Source organism: Alteromonas sp. ABH4_454 (genome assembly GCF_056311775.1).
Genome location: NZ_CM149972.1, coordinates 3,593,449 through 3,611,443 on the forward strand (window position 1 = coordinate 3,593,449; position 17,995 = coordinate 3,611,443).

Annotated in this window: 17 protein-coding genes; 4 read left to right on the plus strand and 13 right to left on the minus strand. The window is 43.7% G+C overall.

Annotation, left to right across the window (positions count from 1 at the left end):
* Positions 1-28 precede the first annotated feature (28 nt).
* Complete coding sequence (locus ACYX4W_RS15680; protein WP_476073789.1) at positions 29-1,462, plus strand: hypothetical protein; 1,434 nt, start codon at positions 29-31, stop codon at positions 1,460-1,462.
* Positions 1,463-1,539: 77 nt separating this feature from the next.
* Here the strand turns inward: ACYX4W_RS15680 and ACYX4W_RS15685 are convergent, their stop codons facing one another.
* The 5 genes from ACYX4W_RS15685 to fadR form a co-directional block, all read right to left on the minus strand.
* On the minus strand, positions 1,540-1,815 hold the full coding sequence (locus tag ACYX4W_RS15685) for a hypothetical protein (protein ID WP_476056296.1): 276 nt from the start codon (positions 1,813-1,815) through the stop codon (positions 1,540-1,542).
* Between the two features lie 309 nt (positions 1,816-2,124).
* The gene (locus ACYX4W_RS15690; protein ID WP_476073790.1) at positions 2,125-2,889 is read right to left on the minus strand and encodes a hypothetical protein; all 765 of its coding nucleotides are present in this window, start codon (positions 2,887-2,889) and stop codon (positions 2,125-2,127) included.
* Between the two features lie 211 nt (positions 2,890-3,100).
* Complete coding sequence (locus tag ACYX4W_RS15695; RefSeq protein WP_025255732.1) at positions 3,101-3,460, minus strand: phasin-related domain-containing protein; 360 nt, start codon at positions 3,458-3,460, stop codon at positions 3,101-3,103.
* A gap of 215 nt (positions 3,461-3,675) precedes the next feature.
* Positions 3,676-5,853, minus strand: a complete 2,178-nt coding sequence (locus tag ACYX4W_RS15700; RefSeq protein WP_476073791.1) for a S9 family peptidase — start codon at positions 5,851-5,853, stop codon at positions 3,676-3,678.
* 361 nt (positions 5,854-6,214) lie between these two features.
* Positions 6,215-6,925, minus strand: coding sequence for a fatty acid metabolism transcriptional regulator FadR (gene fadR, locus ACYX4W_RS15705; RefSeq protein WP_474805955.1), 711 nt, complete (start codon positions 6,923-6,925; stop codon positions 6,215-6,217).
* A gap of 429 nt (positions 6,926-7,354) precedes the next feature.
* On the opposite strand from fadR, the gene nhaB reads away from it, so the two are divergent.
* The 3 genes from nhaB to ACYX4W_RS15720 are packed head-to-tail and all read left to right on the plus strand — an operon-like array spanning position 7,355 to position 10,005.
* Positions 7,355-8,929 carry a sodium/proton antiporter NhaB gene (gene nhaB, locus ACYX4W_RS15710; protein ID WP_476073792.1) on the plus strand — a complete coding sequence of 525 codons (1,575 nt, stop codon included), beginning with the start codon at positions 7,355-7,357 and terminating at the stop codon, positions 8,927-8,929.
* 3 nt (positions 8,930-8,932) lie between these two features.
* Positions 8,933-9,460, plus strand: a complete 528-nt coding sequence (gene dsbB, locus ACYX4W_RS15715; protein WP_014976923.1) for a disulfide bond formation protein DsbB — start codon at positions 8,933-8,935, stop codon at positions 9,458-9,460.
* The gene (locus ACYX4W_RS15720) at positions 9,457-10,005 is read left to right on the plus strand and encodes a GNAT family N-acetyltransferase (protein ID WP_476073793.1); all 549 of its coding nucleotides are present in this window, start codon (positions 9,457-9,459) and stop codon (positions 10,003-10,005) included. Before dsbB ends, ACYX4W_RS15720 begins: the two co-directional genes overlap by 4 nt.
* 85 nt (positions 10,006-10,090) lie before the next feature.
* On the opposite strand, the gene ACYX4W_RS15725 is transcribed toward ACYX4W_RS15720, so the two are convergent.
* The 8 genes from ACYX4W_RS15725 to ACYX4W_RS15760 all read right to left on the minus strand — a co-directional run bounded on the left by ACYX4W_RS15725 (position 10,091) and on the right by ACYX4W_RS15760 (position 17,965).
* Positions 10,091-11,374, minus strand: a complete 1,284-nt coding sequence (locus tag ACYX4W_RS15725; protein ID WP_476073794.1) for an alginate export family protein — start codon at positions 11,372-11,374, stop codon at positions 10,091-10,093.
* 135 nt (positions 11,375-11,509) lie between these two features.
* Positions 11,510-12,004, minus strand: coding sequence for a YcgN family cysteine cluster protein (locus ACYX4W_RS15730; protein WP_476073795.1), 495 nt, complete (start codon positions 12,002-12,004; stop codon positions 11,510-11,512).
* The gene (locus tag ACYX4W_RS15735; protein WP_474805942.1) at positions 12,001-12,669 is read right to left on the minus strand and encodes a fumarylacetoacetate hydrolase family protein; all 669 of its coding nucleotides are present in this window, start codon (positions 12,667-12,669) and stop codon (positions 12,001-12,003) included. The genes ACYX4W_RS15730 and ACYX4W_RS15735 overlap by 4 nt, the downstream gene beginning before the upstream one ends.
* The gene (locus tag ACYX4W_RS15740) at positions 12,669-13,751 is read right to left on the minus strand and encodes a lytic murein transglycosylase (protein WP_474805940.1); all 1,083 of its coding nucleotides are present in this window, start codon (positions 13,749-13,751) and stop codon (positions 12,669-12,671) included. The genes ACYX4W_RS15735 and ACYX4W_RS15740 overlap by 1 nt, the downstream gene beginning before the upstream one ends.
* 6 nt (positions 13,752-13,757) lie before the next feature.
* The gene (locus tag ACYX4W_RS15745; protein WP_474805938.1) at positions 13,758-14,054 is read right to left on the minus strand and encodes a YcgL domain-containing protein; all 297 of its coding nucleotides are present in this window, start codon (positions 14,052-14,054) and stop codon (positions 13,758-13,760) included.
* 77 nt (positions 14,055-14,131) lie between these two features.
* Positions 14,132-15,289, minus strand: a complete 1,158-nt coding sequence (gene rnd, locus ACYX4W_RS15750) for a ribonuclease D (RefSeq protein WP_474805936.1) — start codon at positions 15,287-15,289, stop codon at positions 14,132-14,134.
* 62 nt (positions 15,290-15,351) lie between these two features.
* Positions 15,352-17,004: a long-chain-fatty-acid--CoA ligase FadD gene (fadD, locus tag ACYX4W_RS15755; protein WP_474805934.1), complete on the minus strand. Its 1,653-nt coding sequence runs from the start codon at positions 17,002-17,004 to the stop codon at positions 15,352-15,354.
* A gap of 121 nt (positions 17,005-17,125) precedes the next feature.
* A complete protein-coding gene (locus ACYX4W_RS15760) occupies positions 17,126-17,965 on the minus strand; it encodes an alpha/beta fold hydrolase (protein WP_476073796.1) in 840 nt (279 codons plus the stop codon).
* Positions 17,966-17,995 lie beyond the last annotated feature (30 nt).

Sequence of the window (17,995 nt, forward strand, 5' to 3'; positions counted from 1 at the left end):
TTCGTAGCATCATTTTGAAAGGAAGACGGTGAGCGCACAAAGCCAAAACCCCGATAGCATTTTTACGCAGCAGGTAAAACAACTTATCAACATGATTTATCCTAAAGACTCGGGCTTCGGTTCGGTTTTTGAGGATGCCAGTCATTACTTTTCCCTCACCCCTTCTCTCGAACAGCATATTGAAGAATTAAAAGCACAACTTAAACGAATTGAAGGTAATAAAAAGAAAGAATTATTAGCTGAACAGCTTGCCCAACAAATAAAAAATAGCTCAGAAAAACTTGAAGAAGAGCGTTTAGCGAGATTAGAGCGTTTGGACGCCGTAAGCACTAAAATAATCGAGCTTTGCGAAGGCGACAACTGGCAAGAAACACAACAGCTTAGCGCCAAGTTGCTTGGAACAATAATGTTGCTAACACGAGGACCTGAGGGCAATTTCGCTCGTGTGCATATGCGCTTCAAACCGCTTTACAAGGCTGTTTTAACTTTACGTTTGGTAGATAGACTTTTAGAACACGACACTATCGCCCACAGATACTTATCAAAGTATCGTGAAGCCGCCTCTCGCTTTCGCGGAAACCGCTATTGGCGAGATAAATGGAAAACTGAGTTAGGTCGCCCTCTTATCACCGCCGCCCTTCTGCAAGATATTGGTTTACAAAGTCCTGCTGCGCAAACCATATTAAAAGGTGAAAATGGCGACCTAGATGAGTTTCGTTTGTTAGAAGAATCGCAGCGAAAAGACCTGCTGAAGCTAAACTATCACTTCACGTTACGTTACTTATCCGATGGTTTAGGGCAGCCTAACTACGTAGGTAACAATAAAGAAGAAAGAGACCGTTTTAATCAAACTCACAAAGACGCTAACGAATTTTTGCTGAGTTTGGTTAAAGACGCCTTTGTGTCAAAAACCGGTTTGGGCGAGATTGTAAAAATCCCTCAAATTTACGTTTCCATCGTGCTTTCTACTAAGTCAGACTACTCACGAATGAGCCTACCCAAGGGGTATATGCTAATTGAGCAACTTGCGAAAAAAGGCGGCCTAAACAAACAATTAGCACAGGACTTTGTTGAACTGGTGGGCTACTTCCCGCAAGGTTTTGGTGTTACTTATATTCCTGCGAATGAAAAAGGCCAAGAAAAAGATCAATATGAGTGCGCCATAGTGATTGGGCTGAACCCCGCGAACCCTGCAGAGCCTTTATGCAAAGTCGTGACAAGAAACCAAAAGTACATCACTAGCGGTGCGCAAGAAGTCATTCCCAAAGGCAGAAACCTGTATTTCCCTGCGAACAGAAAAAAGTTAATGCGCGTGGGCCAAGAAAGGTTGGGCGAAATCATGAGCCAGCTGTCGAACAATTTCACGCCGGATGCTATTGACGATTTAGTGCCAAGCTATTGGGAACCCTATGACTTCTTTGGCTTTAAAAAACACCAGAATTTGTGGACGAAAAATAGTTAATAAGCGGTAAGTTTGAAGCATAAAAAACGCCCATTTAAGGGCGTTTTTGTTGAAACTTATTTATGACCAAAGTGCCGTTATACATCTCGACATGATGAAGTTAGTCGAGGTTCATTCATAATGCCAGCTCGTCGGTAGGTGTTATTATTTTCCGTATTATTGTTAACGGCTCTCATATTATGACGTATCGCAGCAGCATGACAATCCTGTGCATCTTGGTATTGCCTAACGAAAAAGCCCTGTGCGTCATAAAGCGCAACCGCGCCGCTATTTGCTTCTGGCTGTTGCTGTGCCATTTCTGTTGAATCGCATGCCGTTAAAAAAATCACAGACGCTACTAAAAGTATTCTCATGCCATATTCCTTCATTTAATGTTCAGTTAAACAATAGGTTATACAAACAACATCTGCAAGTGTTTATTGAACAATAATCAAACAGCACTACCCAGAAATGAGATCCACTAGTAATTTTGATAACCACCACTGCAAGTATAAATTGTCATTATCGATTACTTTGTTTGTACAAGCCAACCGCCAAAAGCTTCGTATATTCGGTAGGGGGCTGCAAACAGTGCAGCGCCGACACCTCGCTCAGGATCTTTAGTTTTATCCAAACGCGCTTAGTCCTGGGAAACAAAAAAGACATACTTTTAACGAGTCTTTTTACTCGTCGTTCTTAGTGCTTTCAGACGAACTCGTTGCACTGTTAGTCGTGCTCTTGGCCGGTGTTGCTTTAGTACTAGCTGTTGTTTTACGTGCTGTACTCTTAGCTGCCGTTGACTTTGCCGCAGTGCGCTTGTTAGCTGTTCCAGTAGCGGCCTTTTTAGTCGAACTAGACGATGAAGCGGCCGTTGTAGTAGCTTTTTTTGCGGTACTCGCTTTGCGGGTACCGGTGGTTGTCGACGAGGTCGTTGTTGACTTCGCTGCAGAACTTTTAGTTGCTGTTCTTTTAGTGGCAGTAGCCTTACTTACAGTACTTGTCGCTTCGGCTTTTTTAGCCGCTTCTTTTGCAGCTAAAAGGGCTACTTGCTCGACGAGCAAATCCACTTTTGCACTCAACATTTCAAGTTGCTGCTCTTTCTGTTGACGTTTTTGACCACCTGATAATGCTGAAAATAACGGCGTTGATGCCACCAGCTTTTGTGCAGCGTCGACTAAAGCGAATGGATTAAGTGTACGCCTAAGTTCACTTTCCACTTCAAGGCCTTTAACCTGCATAGCGTTAATGGTTTCGTGTGTATCGTCAATTCTCTGGCTGACCACACCTGCAGCTTGGTCTAGCTTTTCAGATAATAGGTCCGAACCAGCAAAGAGCCATCCAAATAAGGGGGACGATTTCAGAGGTGAAGCGTTGCTACCATTTAGTGTTGTCGTTTTTCTTTCGGCAACAGGCACAATTTCTGGATTAGGGATATTTTTGTTGCTCATAACGCCTCCAATGCGGAGATTTGTAAGCATGGCAGTGTAAGGGCTATTCACAGCCTAGTCTCAAAGCTTTGCTAAATAGCTTACTTTAAGCTTGAACGCACGGCTTTCACTGCCACTCAGTTGCAATTTTATTAGTACCCTACTTTAGCGAAGTAGTAATCAAAAACTGCATATTGAGCACCGCAAGCGGAGCCCAAAAAAGACTATCGCTTTACTTGCTTGCCGCCAGTTTAGCAACAGCTTCAGTCAAGGCATCGATTTTAGCCGACAGCTCTTCAATACGCTGATCTGCTGGCTCAGAATCAAGACCAAGTTTTTTGCGAACGTCAGCTACACGATTTTCTACATCGTTAGTGGTCGATTTAAACTTGCTCTTAGCATCGTCTTCTAGCGTTTCACCTTTAGTCACTAGTTCGTCGAACATTTTGTTCGCTTCTTCGCTAAGTTTCTCGTAACGCCCTTGCGCTTCTTCAACGCTTTTACCATAAGCGCCTAGGCCTGCTAACCAAATTTTACGCGCCATCTCTTCGGCTTCGTTAATTTTGCCTTTAATTGTGTCAGTAGTAGTCATGTTCAGCTCCTATGAATGCTAAATTTGAGTGTGTTTCAACACCATGGTTAAACTTTACGCTTAACAATTAGAATCCGCATACTAAAAACACTAAAAAATAAAAAAGCCCGAAAAGCGTGTGCTTATTCGGGCTTAAATACTGAAGCGCTTCTTCTTTGAAAAGCGAACCAACTTAAGTAATGACTGACGTCAACTTTCCCTAAGAACGCGGCTGCTTACAGCGGTACACCTGCTAGATGCAACACAAAGGCATACTCTAAAGCAGTTGATTCAAAACGCTTAAAGCGTCCCGACGCGCCGCCGTGCCCTGCTTCCATGTCGGTCTTAAACAGAAGCAAGTTATCATCTGTTTTATACTCTCTAAGTTTCGCAACCCACTTCATAGGCTCAAAGTATTGCACTTGAGAATCGTGTAGCCCTGTAGTCACCAGCATGTGTGGATAATCTTTAGCTTCTATTTGGTCGTAAGGCGAGTAAGACAGCATATAGTCAAACTCATCTTTATTTGCTGGGTTACCCCATTCGGTATATTCACCTGTGGTCAATGGAATAGTCTCATCGCTCATCGTGGTCACCACATCAACAAACGGCACGTGGGCACTCACCCCTTGGTAAAGCTCAGGGGCCATATTCACAACAGCTCCCATTAGCAAACCACCTGCGCTACCGCCCATTGCAAATACGCGATCTTTATCAGCGTACTGTTTAGCGATTAAGCCTTTTGATACATCAATAAAATCAGTAAATGTATTCATTTTTTGATGCATTTTGCCGCTCTCATACCATTCACGCCCCAGCATTTGCCCACCGCGAATATGCGCAATGGCAACAACAAACCCTCTGTCTATTAAAGAAAGCCAGCTGCTTCTAAACGTCGGGTCAATAGTCGCGCCATACGAACCATAGGCATATTGATATAGCGGATTAGAACCGTCTTTTTTAAACTTATCTTTACGATAAACCAAGGACACTGGAACCATAGCGCCATCGCGCGCCTCAATCATTACTCGCTCTGAGGCGTAAGCTGAAGAATCAAAGGTGTCAGATACATGGGTTTGCTTCATGACTTCACTCTCCAGCGTATCAAGGTTGATATCAATGATAGAGCCTGGCGTAGTCAATGAGCTGTAATAGATTCTAAGCTTATTAGTATCCATTTCAGGGTTGGCATTAAAGTATGCACCGTAAATAGGATCTTGAGTTGGTATAACCTTTTGCTCGTTTGAAGTTAGGTTGTGTACAACTAAGCGCAGCATGCCATTTTCTTTTTCTTTCACAACCAGATGATTTTTCATCACTTCAATACTTTGAAGAAAGACCTCTGGACGATGTGGGACTACTTCTTGCCATTTTGACACGTCACTTGTGGCATCTAATGGCGCCTTCATTACTTTGAAGTTTTTTGCATCAATGTTAGTTAATACGTAATAACCGTCACTTGCTTTTGCTACGCTATACTCCTGGCCATCTTCAATGGGTAAGAATATTTCTGATTGAGATGTAGGGTTATCAGCATCGATCAAAGTCACGCCAGTTTTGTCAGTGTGAGAATGATAAATATAAATGACACTGTCGTCTTTGCTTTTACTGATGTAGGTATAAAATGTAGGGTCGCTTTCTTCGTAAACTAATACATCGTCCTCTTGTGAGGTACCCAGCTTATGGCGATACACTTGATAGCCTAGAAGGGTTTGCGGGTCTTTTTTCACATAAAATAAATGTTCATTGTCGTTAGCCCACACTGCGTTGCCTGACGTGCCTTCTAGAACATCGTCAAGCTTTTCGCCGTTATCCAGGTTTTTAACGTATACGGTATAAATTCGACGACTAAGCGTGTCTTCAGAGTACGCCATAAGCATGTTGTTACTGCTTACCGCGTAACTACCAATACTGAAATAGTCATGTCCTTCAGACATAACATTCGCATCAAGCAACACTTGCGGCTCAGCATCTAGCGAAGGCTTTCTTAGATATACAGGATACTCGTTCTCTCCTGAATAACGGGTGTAGTACCAGTAGCCGTTATCGAACACAGGTACAGTGGAATCGTCTTTCTCTATACGAGAAACCAGCTCTTCATAAAGTGCTTCGCGGTTTTCTTTGAGCGGCGCAAGTACAGTCTCTACATAGCTGTTTTCTTGCTCTAGATGCGCCAATATCTCTTCATCTGTGCGTGAATCATCGCGCATCCAGTAATAATTGTCGTTTCTAGTCACTCCATGCGCCGACATCTCATAAGGCACTTTTTTCGCTATTGGAGCATTTACTTTTGTATTTAACATAACTAATGGAGATGCCTTGTCTAACTCTTGTTGAACGTTTTCCGTTTTGTTCTCAAGGCTACAGCCTGACATCAGCCCGCCTGCAGCTAGTGCTATCCATATGAATTTCATTATTTTTCCTTTATCTCACGTTCGATTACGTTTATCCACGCTTGGTGCTTTATCGCTGTCAAAAAGTGTTTCTTCAACACCATCGTAATTTTGAATTTGTGCGCAAAAAAGCCCTTCGCTGTTTTATATAACGAGTATATATAAATGAAAGTGAGGTTCTAGCGTTAATGGCAAATGCATGCGGGTGAGGCGGGGATTAAGTGTTACAAAATATACACGCCTTACAGGCAAACAAATATTGTGCAGATTGCACAAACAAAAACACCGCATAACTCACAGAGAAATGCGGTGTTTAAAATAAAAACGTGTTATCGAATTTGGAACAACGTTTATGCTTCTTTGAGCCTAAACGTCACTAACCTTAATCGACTAAATCCTTTGGCATTTCGTCACGAATGGCTTGCCACACCTTACCACTCTCAATACCGTAGTTTCTTACCACGACAGGAACCCTGTCGTATTCGCCCTTCTCTGCCGCATCAAGCAGGTCTGCGTAATATTTCATGGCGATGTCTCGTGCCGGTTGATGCGAAAAGAAGTACCCACCTATTCGCGAGTACAGCCCGCGGAAACCATTCATCATCAAAACAAATACGTTGTTGTTAGAGGCAAGCGCTAGATCATGAGTCATCTGATAATCAAATTGCGCAAACGCTAACCCTTCTTGCTCAACATCTTTGTATCTCGCGATAATATCTGCAGACGCTTGAGGGTTGTTTCGAATAGCACCTCGAATGAAAACCGCACTTAAATTAGTGCGCGCAGCAAGCAAATTATCGACAAGCTCAGGAATGCCCTCTTGGTCTAAGCGAGCAAGAGTTTCAAGAATGTTCAGACCGCACGTTTCCCAGAAGTTGTTTACCTTGGTTGGCTTGCCGTGTTGAATGGTCAACCAGCCATCGCGCGCCAAACGCTGTAATACTTCTCGCAAAGTGGTTCGCGTTACACCAATTAACTCAGAAAGCTCTCTCTCTGCAGGCAAAATGGTGCCAGGTGGAAATCTTCCACTCCAAATAGATTCAACAATATATTCTTCGGCGAATCCGGCTGGACTCTGTGCCTTATAAATCATAACTAATCGCCTGCACGTTCTTGTTATTTTGCAACTGATTGTACCAGATGCTGTTTTATTATCACAATGAATTATGCCTCGTCCACTAAAGGTTTTAACAACTTGTTAAAATTTAAGTGTTATTTCAAAAACTATAAAGCAACGCTTGTTTACTTTATGTTCAAAATAGTCAGCATTTCCTATCTTAATGATAATTATCATCAAAAAAGTGATAAATATTCAGTGACTTTCATATGGTGGGGTCTGTGAATTGCTTTCTCAAGGCGGTAATATCATGTACGCTTAATTTCCGACTATAATGACAGCAACGAAACGGCGGTTAGACGAACTAAATCGTACAGCACCAGCAGTTTAAGTATGCAATAACCGGAACTACACAGTATAAAGATGCGCAAAATGCGTGCTTTGTTGTAAAAGGAACAGGAACTCATGCAAACCTCAATGATCGCGGCGATCTATAAGAATTTCCTGGGACATGCGCCCGACTGGTATAAAAAAACCATTATTGCCTTTCTCATTGTTAATCCCTTCATCTTTATGGTGGACCCATATGTAGCTGGCTGGACGCTTGTCATTCAGTTTATTTTTACGCTAGCAATGGCGCTTAAATGCTACCCGCTCCAACCAGGCGGACTCCTACTTATCGAAGCCATGTTTATCGGCATGACGACACCCGGTCATATGATGCATGAGATTGAAGTGAACTTAGAGGTTCTGCTACTGCTTGTATTTATGGTGGCTGGCATCTACTTCATGAAAGATTTACTTATGTACCTATTCACCAAATTGGTTATTAAGGTACGTAATAAGCTAATACTGTCGCTTTCATTTATTTTTGCCTCTGCATTTCTATCGGCTTTCCTAGATGCGCTAACGGTAGTGGCGGTAATCATCAGTGTCGGCTTGGGCTTTTACTCTATTTATCACAAAGTGGCGTCGGGCAAAGAGTTTCACTCAGATCACGACCACACCAGTGATGACGAATTAGGAAGTCACGACCTAGAAGACTTCAGAGCGTTTTTACGCAACCTTATGATGCACTCCGCGGTAGGTACAGCCCTTGGTGGTGTTATGACCATGGTAGGTGAACCACAAAACCTGATTATTGCAGACAAGGCCGGCTGGGACTTCGTTGAGTTCTTTATCCGCATGGCGCCTGTCACACTGCCAGTGTTTGTATTTGGCTTGTTAACTACAGTCGTGTTAGAAAAAACCGGAATGTTTTCTTACGGTGCAAAATTACCTTCGGCGGTAAGACAAATTTTGGTCGACTACAACGACCATATGGACAAGGGCCGCAGTAAGCGTGAAACCGCTAAACTGATAGTACAAGCGCTAATTGGTGTTTGGTTAATCATTGGCCTTGCTACGCATATGGCGTCAGTGGGTCTTATCGGTCTGTCAGTTATTGTACTTGCTACTTCAATGAGCGGTGTTATCGAAGAGCACGCACTTGGTAAAGCGTTCGAGGAAGCACTGCCATTTACCGCACTACTTTGCGTATTCTTTGGCGTAGTAGCCGTTATTATTGACCAAGGCCTATTCCAGCCAGTTATCCATTGGGTACTGTCGTTTGAAGGCGAAACGCAAATGGTCATGTTCTATCTTGCCAATGGCGTGCTTTCGATGGTGAGTGACAACGTATTCGTAGGCTCGGTGTATATCACTGAGGTAACGGCTGCGCTGCAAGCAGGCCAAATTACTCGTGACCAGTACGATATGCTTGCTGTAGCAATCAATACGGGAACTAACTTACCAAGTGTGGCAACACCAAACGGTCAAGCGGCATTCCTATTCTTGCTGACCTCAGCCATCGCGCCGCTGCTTCGTTTGTCGTACGGCCGTATGGTTATGATGGCGTTGCCATATACGATAGTACTTACTATTGTTGGTCTGGTAGCGACCTATATTGGGCTTGCTGATGCTACTCAGTGGCTATACGACATGCACCTTATAGAACACCACACTGCAGCTGAAGCAGGCGCACAAGCGGTAGGTCACTAGTCTATGCGCGGAATCATTCACAGCATTAGCCAATGGGCAGAGCACAAGTCTTCATGGCTTGTGCTTTTCGCCACGTCACTGGCATTAGAAATTGCTGCGCTTTACTTTCAGTATGGCATGGGTTTAAAGCCGTGCATTATGTGCATTTATCAACGAACCGCCATGTACGGTATTGTGTTGTCAGCACTTATTGTCGTTATTAAAAACAATGGCTTTACACGCATGCTTGGTTTCGCTGGTTGGGCTGTATCTGCAGGATGGGGCTTCTTAATTGCCAAAGAGCACGTTGGCATTCTCAACGCTGCGAACCCATTTTTTGCCAGCTGTGAAATTGTGCCAAACTTCCCTTCGTGGTTACAACTTCACGAGTGGCTACCTGCTGTGTTCGCTGCTGAAGGTGACTGTTTAGAAGATTCGTGGCAGTTTTTGTCTATGGGAATGGCAGAGTGGATGCAAATAATTTTTGCTGCTTACTTCGCTGTATTTGCCATTGTATTTGCCTGCCGCTTACTGGATAAGAAACCCTTTTGATCGACTTATCCATTTTACCCTCTCGCCTACCTCCTATACAGTCGGAGCAAGGCCCAATTAGCATTCAGCGCATCGCAGAGAAACACTGCAATGCGCTGTGTGATGCGGGCCAACAATCTATTCACCATGTAAAGCCTTGGTTCGGCTCTGCGGTCTGCCCTGTCACGCCAGCGTTGTCGAAGCAGTGCATAACTAATATGGAAAAAGCCCGTCAGACAGGCTACGGTCTTACGTATTTGTTAATGCATGACGAAAAGTGTTTGGGCATGGGTATTATCAATCATATTCATCATACCCATTTAACCGCAAACCTCGGCTACTGGTTAAGACCCGACGCTTGCGGTAGAGGCTTAGCGACGGCGCTGTGTGAAGCGCTAAAAAAGCTCGCATTCTCGCAAATGAATCTGCACCGAATAGAGTGCTTTGTTGAACCAAACAATAAAGCGAGTATGCGTGTTGCCGAGCGAATTGGCGGTGTGAAAGAAGGGCTTTGTAGAAAGCGCGTATTTGGAAGAGACGCGCTTCTTTACGCACTTACTATCTAACCTGCTTAAATGTGCAATCTAGCCACCAACAGCCCCAATATTTCCTGTTTATGTGGCAATGCTTTCCTATAATCTGTAATTACACTTAGAAAGAGTACATAACCCCCGTATAGGCGTATATAGAATTATCGGGGTATGCGCCAGTTTCTAGCGCTTCACCCTTAGCAAGGTATGCACCGCCTAGTTCGAACCTTAGTGGCGCAGATGCTTGATATCGCCAGCGAAACTCTATTTGGTGCCCTAGAAAGTCTTCTTCACTTTCAGCCACTTTTTGAAGCCACAGTCCTTTGTACCCAAGCATAAGCGTGTTATCGTCATTTAGCTTTGTAACTCCTCTTAGCCCCGGTGCCAATATATTGCTACGAGGAAATGTTTGATAAACGTCCGTTGGGCCGAAATCAAACCGCCGTAAACCATAAAGAGAGTCAAAGGCTTTTATGGTGTCGTCAGTACTATCATTGTCACCACTTGCTGCATCAATTTCTGCTCTAATAAAAGTATTAGCACTGATTTGTTTGCCGATGTGACTATGTACCATCCAAGAAGTAACGTCTTTATCATCTATGTCTGATGTTGATGTAGACTGCCTTGCCTGACCAGTTTGCCCTATCGCTTCTATGTTGTATTTCCAATCTTCTGAAAAGGTTTTCGAATAATCCACCGACAAGGTAAACAGGTCACGATTTTTTGTCGCTAGCTCTTTTGAGTCAGATTCTTTCAGCCAGTAACTGTGTACTTTCCAGGTGTTATCTTCTGATTCAGCATAAACGCCATAAAATTTTTGATTACTATAACTTTTATCAAAAGCGCGTTTATTACTATCGATTGAGGCCGAATCTAATGGAAAGCGAGTAAGTGGCAGCAAATAGAAACCACGAACATGCCATCCAGACCAAGTTGCATCTATTAAAGCACCTTCAAAGCTGTTCGTAGCGTTTCTAAATCGTGTGCGCCCCATCAGTCGACGGCTACCGTGATCAAGTGTTACGCGTCCAAGAGTTACGCTATCTATAACTTCACTGATACCCTTGTAAGTGATGTACAACTGCACTGGCTCAAGCGTATTCACCTGCGAAGACTTGAGAGTGGGATCATTTTCGTCGAGATAAGCCCTAGAATCTTCTATCTCAGCGACAGCACTCCAATTTCCATAGTTGGCTTCGCCTTTTAACCTAATTCGGGTTGAAAGGCGTTGATTTGTTTTAGCGCGGATGTTTTCGTCTGTAGGAAAGATTGGATTATTAAGCGTTTCATAACGTACTCTAACTGAACCGCTGTAGCTAGTATCTAGGCTTTCTGCTTTTAATGATGGGCCTATACAAGTAGTGGCTAACAATAATATCGGAGCACTAGCACTCAGTTTACTCATCTTTAAGCCTTTGAAAATCGGGTAAGAAAAGCGTAAGTATAAGCGAGTCAGTCGCATTTCACTCACGCTCTTTAGTCTAAAATCAAAATCAACAAAGGTGAGGTGTTGAATTTAAGTAGTCACAACTCGCAGGGTTTAGTCTAAATCTTCTAACGGCCAAATAGCGATATAGTCTTCAAAATGATTGAGATCCACATCACTTTCAAACACCGTTTTATTCCGCACCGACATTCCTTTCGCATGCATTACGTGTTTCTTACCCTTATTCAGCAAAGGGTGCCACGATGGTATTCCTCTGCCCTCGTAAAGCCGACGATAGGTGCAGCTATTGGGCATAAAGAAAATATCCTTTAGATTTTCTTTGGTAAGCTTCACGCAATCTGGTACGAGCTCGGTGCGCCTTTCATACTGAGTACATTCACACTTTTTCGTATTCAAATATGAACACACAATATTGGTGTAGTGAATCTTTTCATTATCGTTAATATGGTCGGTAACTTCGTATTCTTCTACCGCGTCATCATCAATAAATTTTTGCAGGCAGCATTTACCACATCCATCACAAAGTGATTCCCATTCCTTTTGGTTCATTTCTTCTAATGACTTAGTTTCCCAAAATGCCACCGTCATTGCGCCACCACCTCTGTACTTAAAGCGAGCAAACTATCTAGCGATGCCTCGACCTTATCTGCAGGACTCAATTTACCTACCCCTTTTGGCGTACCGGTAAGGACCACGTCTCCGCTATCTAGGGTAAATATAGATGACATGTGAGCGATTAGAGGAATGATTCTGTGTAGCATGAGTTCGGTATGCCCCTGCTGCCTGACCTCTCCGTTTATGGTTAAGGTAAAGCGCAAATCATCAAGATTCCCAACTTCGCTGTACGGCACAAAGCCAGAAAGTGGCGCGCTGTTATCAAAAGATTTGGCTCGTTCCCAGGGTTGCCCTTGCTTTTTAAGCGCTGCTTGGACTTCGCGGAGAGTTAAATCAAGCCCTAGGCCAATCCCCCAAATAGCACCTTTGATCTCATCTTCACTTGCATTTTTAAGTGGTGACTTAAGCAGTACCGACACTTCAAGCTCGTTATGGCATTCGCCTTTGTCAGTGGGAATAGCAATGGGCTCATGCATATGGCACAGCGCAGCCTTAGGTTTCATAAACAGCAGCGGTGCTTCAGACACCGTAGAGTTCATTTCTTGAATGTGGTCGAGGTAATTTCGACCAATGCATAGCACTTTACTAACAGGTAATGATATTTCATTACCTTGGGTATCAATGTGACGATATGCCATTAGTAACCTCGCTTTATTCGTTCAGATAAATACCCAACCGAAACGCCGAAATAAGACGAACGGTTCCACTTCATTAGCGTATGGAAATTTTTATACACCAAGTAAATTCGCCCTTTTTCACCATCCGGCATAATAAGTGACGCATCGACATTAGCTTTGGGAAGCTCACTGCCGTTATAGCGCCTAACGCCATTTGAGCTCCAAAAAGATAGCGGCTTCATATTAGATTTCGCGAGCCCTGAAAAGGGTACAGGTTGTGTGAGAGTGACTTGGCGCCCCCACGTTCCCTCACTATCCCATCCTTCAGAGGATAAGTAGTTGGCGATTGACGCAAACACGTCTGCCTTGGTGCCCCAAATATCCTTTCTGCCGTCGCCGTCATAATCTACCGCATAGTTTAAAAAGGATATGGGCATAAACTGTGTTTGCCCCATCGCGCCAGCCCATGAGCCTTTAAGCGCCTCTACAGAGATATGCCCTTCATCTAGTATCTGAAGTGCCGCAAAAAAATTATCTTTGAACAGCTTTTCTCTTCGCCCTTCATACGCTAAAGATGCAAGAGCGGACAGCACGCTGAAATTACCCTGAATTTTACCAAAGTTAGACTCGTTTCCCCACAGCGCAACAATAAAGCGTGCTTGTACGCCATATTTTTGAGCAATTTCTTCAAGCAGTACTTTATGTTCGTTGTACTGCTCCACCGCCTGCTTTACTTTCCAGTCGGGTACTCGCGTTGCCAGATAGTCATCTAACGTGATTTTTTTCTCTGGCTGGCTTTTATCAGATTTAACGACGGTAGGTCTAAAGGCGATGTCAGCGAACGCCTGCTCTAGCTTAGCTTTATCTATACCTTTTGTAGCCGCTTCGTTTTCAAGCTGAACAACATAGCGTTTAAAGCCTTCTTCACTAAGCCCATTGTCACTACTCGGCTTGTTTTCAGCGTAAGCCGTTAGCGAAAGGCTTAAAGTGACACTAAGTAAAAGTGCGGCAATCTTAAGTGGCTTAAGCAGTAACCTGTTGCTTCCACGCTTGGTGTGAACTGCCAATTGTGAGACTAAGCGGTTTATTATCTTTACTAACATGAATATTTAAAACTTTTTATCCGGAGTTTTTGAAAGTCCAAGAGATTCGCGATGCTGCTCTAACAAGTTGTCTTCCTTAGGTGGCATTTGCAGGTAAAAACCTTTTTCAGTAAGTTCATCGATAAGCTTTTGCTTATCGACCATACCCAGTTTTTCCCGTTTTTCTAAAGCGATAATGGTCACTAATTCCGGGCGCCCAAAGGTTTCCATTAGCGCTTCGGGCACATCTTCGAAATGATCTTTTTTGGGCACATATAAATACATGCCTTCTTTTTTAAGCGTTTTATAAACTGCGCATAACATAAATGTTTTACTCGCTTTGTAATGAGTGCGGTCGTAAAAATTTTCACTTTTTCACGACCGCGATGTTTTGTAGAAAGTTACTGAGAAGGCGCGTCGCCTAACAGTCGGGTTACGTGAGGTCGAAACAATGGCTCACGCCAAGTAGATAGCACATCAGGCGTTAACCCTTGTACACGGGTCTCGTCAACTGGAAACCAGTACCATTTTAACAATTGATTTAGCTGTTTTTTAGACGCTATAACGTCGCTATTGACGTTGTTATCTTTTGCAATTTGATCACTAATTACTTTAAGTTCGGCAAGGGTTTTCTTGTATTTAGCAATATCGATAAGCCGCAACACAACAGGTAACCGTAGCTTCTCTGGCGTTTGCGCATACTTCGCTCTTGCTTCTTCAATTAGCGTAATAATAGTATCGCCGTAGCGGCGTACCGATTGGTGATTCACGCCGTTAATGCGCGAAAGGCCAGATTTACTATCAATCAGGCGCTGCGCCGCTTCAAACAAATGACCTTCTTTAAAAACGAAGTTTAGCGCCAAGTCTTTCTTACGTGCCGTATTTAAACGCCATGCGGCCAGCGCTTGTAATACTGTGAGCTGCTCGCTGTTTAATCGCCAGTTGTTCTTAATGCTTAGATAAGCAAAATCTTCTGGCATTTGGGCACGCTTTTTATCTACTAGCAAAGCGATCTCTTGGTAAATCCAATGCACTTTGCCCGCTTCTTGGACTTTACTGGCTAGCTCTTGATAGCACGGCAGTAAGTACAATACGTCGTTTGCTGCATAGCTAAGCTGAGATTCGCGAAGGGGTCTCGCTATCCAGTCTGTTCGCGATTCACCTTTATCTAGCGTAATATCGCACAGCAACTCTACCAGCTTTGCATAGCCCAGTGACGGCCCCATATCCAAAATGCTTCCTGCCAACTGTGTATCGAAAACGGGTGTTGGTACCGTGTCGAAGGCGGTGAGAAATGCCTCTATATCTTCTGAACACGAATGCAGTACTTTTACTACTTCAGTATTTTCCATAAGCTCGATAAACGGCCGCATGTTGTCGATGGCAAGCGGGTCAATAAGAACCAGTTGATGGCCGTCGTAAAGCTGAATCAGGCCAAGGTGAGGAGTAAGGGTTCTCGTTCTTACAAATTCGGTGTCTAAGGCTACGGCCTCTTGACGCTGAGCTGCAGTGCACACTTTTTCAAGTTGTTCAGATGTTGTAATTAATTGATATTGCATATTTTTGCACAGTAATAAAAAAGCCGGCTTACGCCGGCTTTCACAAAACTATTTCAATGAAACTAGTCTCGAAGCTCCCGACGCAGTATTTTACCTACATTGGTTTTTGGTAAGTCGTCTTTGAAAACGACTTGCTTAGGCACTTTGTAACCCGTTAAATGGTTACGACAGTGCGCGATAACGTCTTTTTCAGTGAGTGAATCGTTATTTTTAACTACGAATAGTTTCACAACTTCACCGCTGACCTCATGAGGAACCCCAACTGCCGCCGCCTCAACAATGTTGTCATGCATTGCAGCTACTTCTTCAATTTCATTAGGGAACACGTTGAAGCCAGAAACTAGGATCATATCCTTTTTACGGTCAACAATATAGAAGTAACCTTCATCATCTATTGTTGCAATGTCACCAGTGGCTAGCCAACCGTCTTTCAGAATTTCTTCTGTTGCTTCAGGGCGATTCAAATATCCTTTCATCACCTGAGGGCCTTTCACCCACATTTCACCAGGCTCGCCTTTTTCAACTGGATTACCGTCATCATCAAGCAGCTTGATATCTGTAGAAGGCACCGGCATACCGATTGCGCCTTTATAAGCTTCAATTTGTGGAGGGTTTACTGCAACCACAGGTGAGCATTCTGTAAGGCCATAGCCTTCAAGAAGCACAGTGTTAGTAACCTTCTCCCACTTCTCTGCAACGGGGCGCTGAACCGCCATGCCGCCACCTAAGCCAAATTTAAACTTACTGAAATCAAGCTCGCTGAACCCAGGCGTGTTCAACAGGCCGTTAAACAAGGTGTTTACGCCAGGCAGGATAGTAAATGGGTATTTGCTAAGTTCATTCACAAAAGCTGGCATGTCGCGGGGATTGGTAATAAGCAAATTGCGGCAGCCATATTTAACGAACATGAGGCAGTTCGCCAATAGCGCAAAGATATGATAAAGCGGAAGCGCGGTAACAACAAAGTCTTCGCCTTCTTCTATAACGGTTTCTAGAATACCTGACACCTGCTCTAAATTTGCCACCATGTTGCGGTGAGTTAGCATAGCCCCTTTAGAAACACCGGTTGTTCCACCTGTGTATTGAAGGAAGGCTAAATCACCGCTATCGATGTCTGGACGCGTATATTCTAAGGACTGACCTTTTTTAACCGCCGACATAAACGAAGTGGTTTCAGGTAAATTGAATGAAGGCACCATCTTTTTAACGTACTTAACCACCGCGTTCACAACCCAACGCTTAGGAGCAGGCAACATATCACCCAATGCCGTTAAAAAGACTTCTTGTAAATTAGTATCTGCGATGACCTCTTCGAGAGTACAAGCGAAGTTCTCGACTATAACGATAGCTTTAGCGTTGGCATCGTTTAGCTGGTGCTTCAACTCGCGAGCGGTATAAAGAGGGTTGACATTAACCACAACCATACCTGCGCGCAATATCCCAAACATAGCAACAGGGTACTGAAGGAGGTTAGGCATCATAATTGCCACGGCATCGCCGCGTTTTAAGCCGCTAGACTGTAAGTATGCAGCAAACTGCGCTGATAAGGTATCTAGCTCCTCAAACGAAATTGAGTGCCCCATGTTAATGAAGGCTTCTTTGTTTTTAAACTTCTTAACCGACTGCTCGAAAATGTCTACTACAGATGCGTAACGATCGGCATCGATTTCTGCGGAAACGCGAGGGTCGTAATGCTTAAGCCAGGTTTTTTCCACCAAAACCTCCTCTACTTTATTCTTATACTATTTAATGAGCACTTTAGAAGACGTGCTCATGTAACTGGTCTGATAACTTGCGAATAGTATAGGAAGTGTAAAAAAAAATAAACGGCGCAATTTACAATTTCTCAACAAAATTGCGAATTAATAGCCCTACATCATCAGTATTTTCCATGTGAATATGATGACCGCCTACTAATTGTTCGTATTGTGCATTTAAAAACCACCCCTTCCTCTTTGGAAAGACTGACTCTAGATTTTTAAAGCTATTAGATGCACCGATAAAAAGTACAGGACATACAATAGCACGCATAAGAGATTCTGCCTGCTTTTCTGTAAGCCTTAGCGATGATTTTGTACGAAGTTTTGGATCGCTCGCCCAGAAACAGTGCCCACCAGCATCTTGGGTTAAGTTTCGAGACAATATTGAGCGGGCGTGCTCTTCTGGAATGTCTGAAATTTTGCATCTCGCTTTTACGGCATCTTCTAAATCAACGATCCGCAATTTATTACGGGATTTGGCATGACGGCTGATAATAGACTCTCGCATTTGCGATGCGGTAGTCTCTTCACTTTCAGTAAGCGGGCCACATGCATCAATGCTAATCACGGCAGAGACTTTATCGGGGAAGAGCGCAGCAAATAGGCTAGCAAGGATTCCACCAAGCGAATGCCCCAGTAGGATTACCTTTTCCCAGTTTTGAGATTCAATTAAGGCATACAAGTCTTGCAGGTAGTCAGCTTGATTATAATGCGCGCCATGAACACGATGAGATGAACGCCCATGCCCTGCTAGGTCAATTGCAACAAAGCGGTGGGTTTGTAGGTAAGGAGCTAGCAACCTTAAGCTTTCTGCGTTATCCAAGTACCCGTGCAAACCGATAACAACTTTGCCTGCACCTTGGTTGTCTAACGCAGTTAGGTGTAGTGCTCCAATATTGAACTCTGTTTCAATCATAACGCTCCGTACCGGCAAATAACCGCCGCC

Excerpts from the sequence above, each read along its gene's own strand:
- ACYX4W_RS15695 (WP_025255732.1), bottom strand. The coding sequence starts at position 3,460 with ATGACTACTACTGACACAATTAAAGGCAAAATTAACGAAGCCGAAGAG.
- ACYX4W_RS15725 (WP_476073794.1), bottom strand. The coding sequence starts at position 11,374 with ATGAGTAAACTGAGTGCTAGTGCTCCGATATTATTGTTAGCCACTACT.
- dsbB (WP_014976923.1), top strand. The coding sequence starts at position 8,933 with ATGCGCGGAATCATTCACAGCATTAGCCAATGGGCAGAGCACAAGTCT.
- ACYX4W_RS15760 (WP_476073796.1), bottom strand. The coding sequence starts at position 17,965 with ATGATTGAAACAGAGTTCAATATTGGAGCACTACACCTAACTGCGTTA.
- ACYX4W_RS15685 (WP_476056296.1), bottom strand. The coding sequence starts at position 1,815 with ATGAGAATACTTTTAGTAGCGTCTGTGATTTTTTTAACGGCATGCGAT.
- ACYX4W_RS15735 (WP_474805942.1), bottom strand. The coding sequence starts at position 12,669 with ATGGCATATCGTCACATTGATACCCAAGGTAATGAAATATCATTACCT.
- rnd (WP_474805936.1), bottom strand. The coding sequence starts at position 15,289 with ATGCAATATCAATTAATTACAACATCTGAACAACTTGAAAAAGTGTGC.
- ACYX4W_RS15690 (WP_476073790.1), bottom strand. The coding sequence starts at position 2,889 with ATGAGCAACAAAAATATCCCTAATCCAGAAATTGTGCCTGTTGCCGAA.
- fadR (WP_474805955.1), bottom strand. The coding sequence starts at position 6,925 with ATGATTTATAAGGCACAGAGTCCAGCCGGATTCGCCGAAGAATATATT.
- ACYX4W_RS15740 (WP_474805940.1), bottom strand. The coding sequence starts at position 13,751 with ATGTTAGTAAAGATAATAAACCGCTTAGTCTCACAATTGGCAGTTCAC.
- nhaB (WP_476073792.1), top strand. The coding sequence starts at position 7,355 with ATGCAAACCTCAATGATCGCGGCGATCTATAAGAATTTCCTGGGACAT.
- ACYX4W_RS15745 (WP_474805938.1), bottom strand. The coding sequence starts at position 14,054 with ATGTTATGCGCAGTTTATAAAACGCTTAAAAAAGAAGGCATGTATTTA.
- ACYX4W_RS15700 (WP_476073791.1), bottom strand. The coding sequence starts at position 5,853 with ATGAAATTCATATGGATAGCACTAGCTGCAGGCGGGCTGATGTCAGGC.
- ACYX4W_RS15730 (WP_476073795.1), bottom strand. The coding sequence starts at position 12,004 with ATGACGGTGGCATTTTGGGAAACTAAGTCATTAGAAGAAATGAACCAA.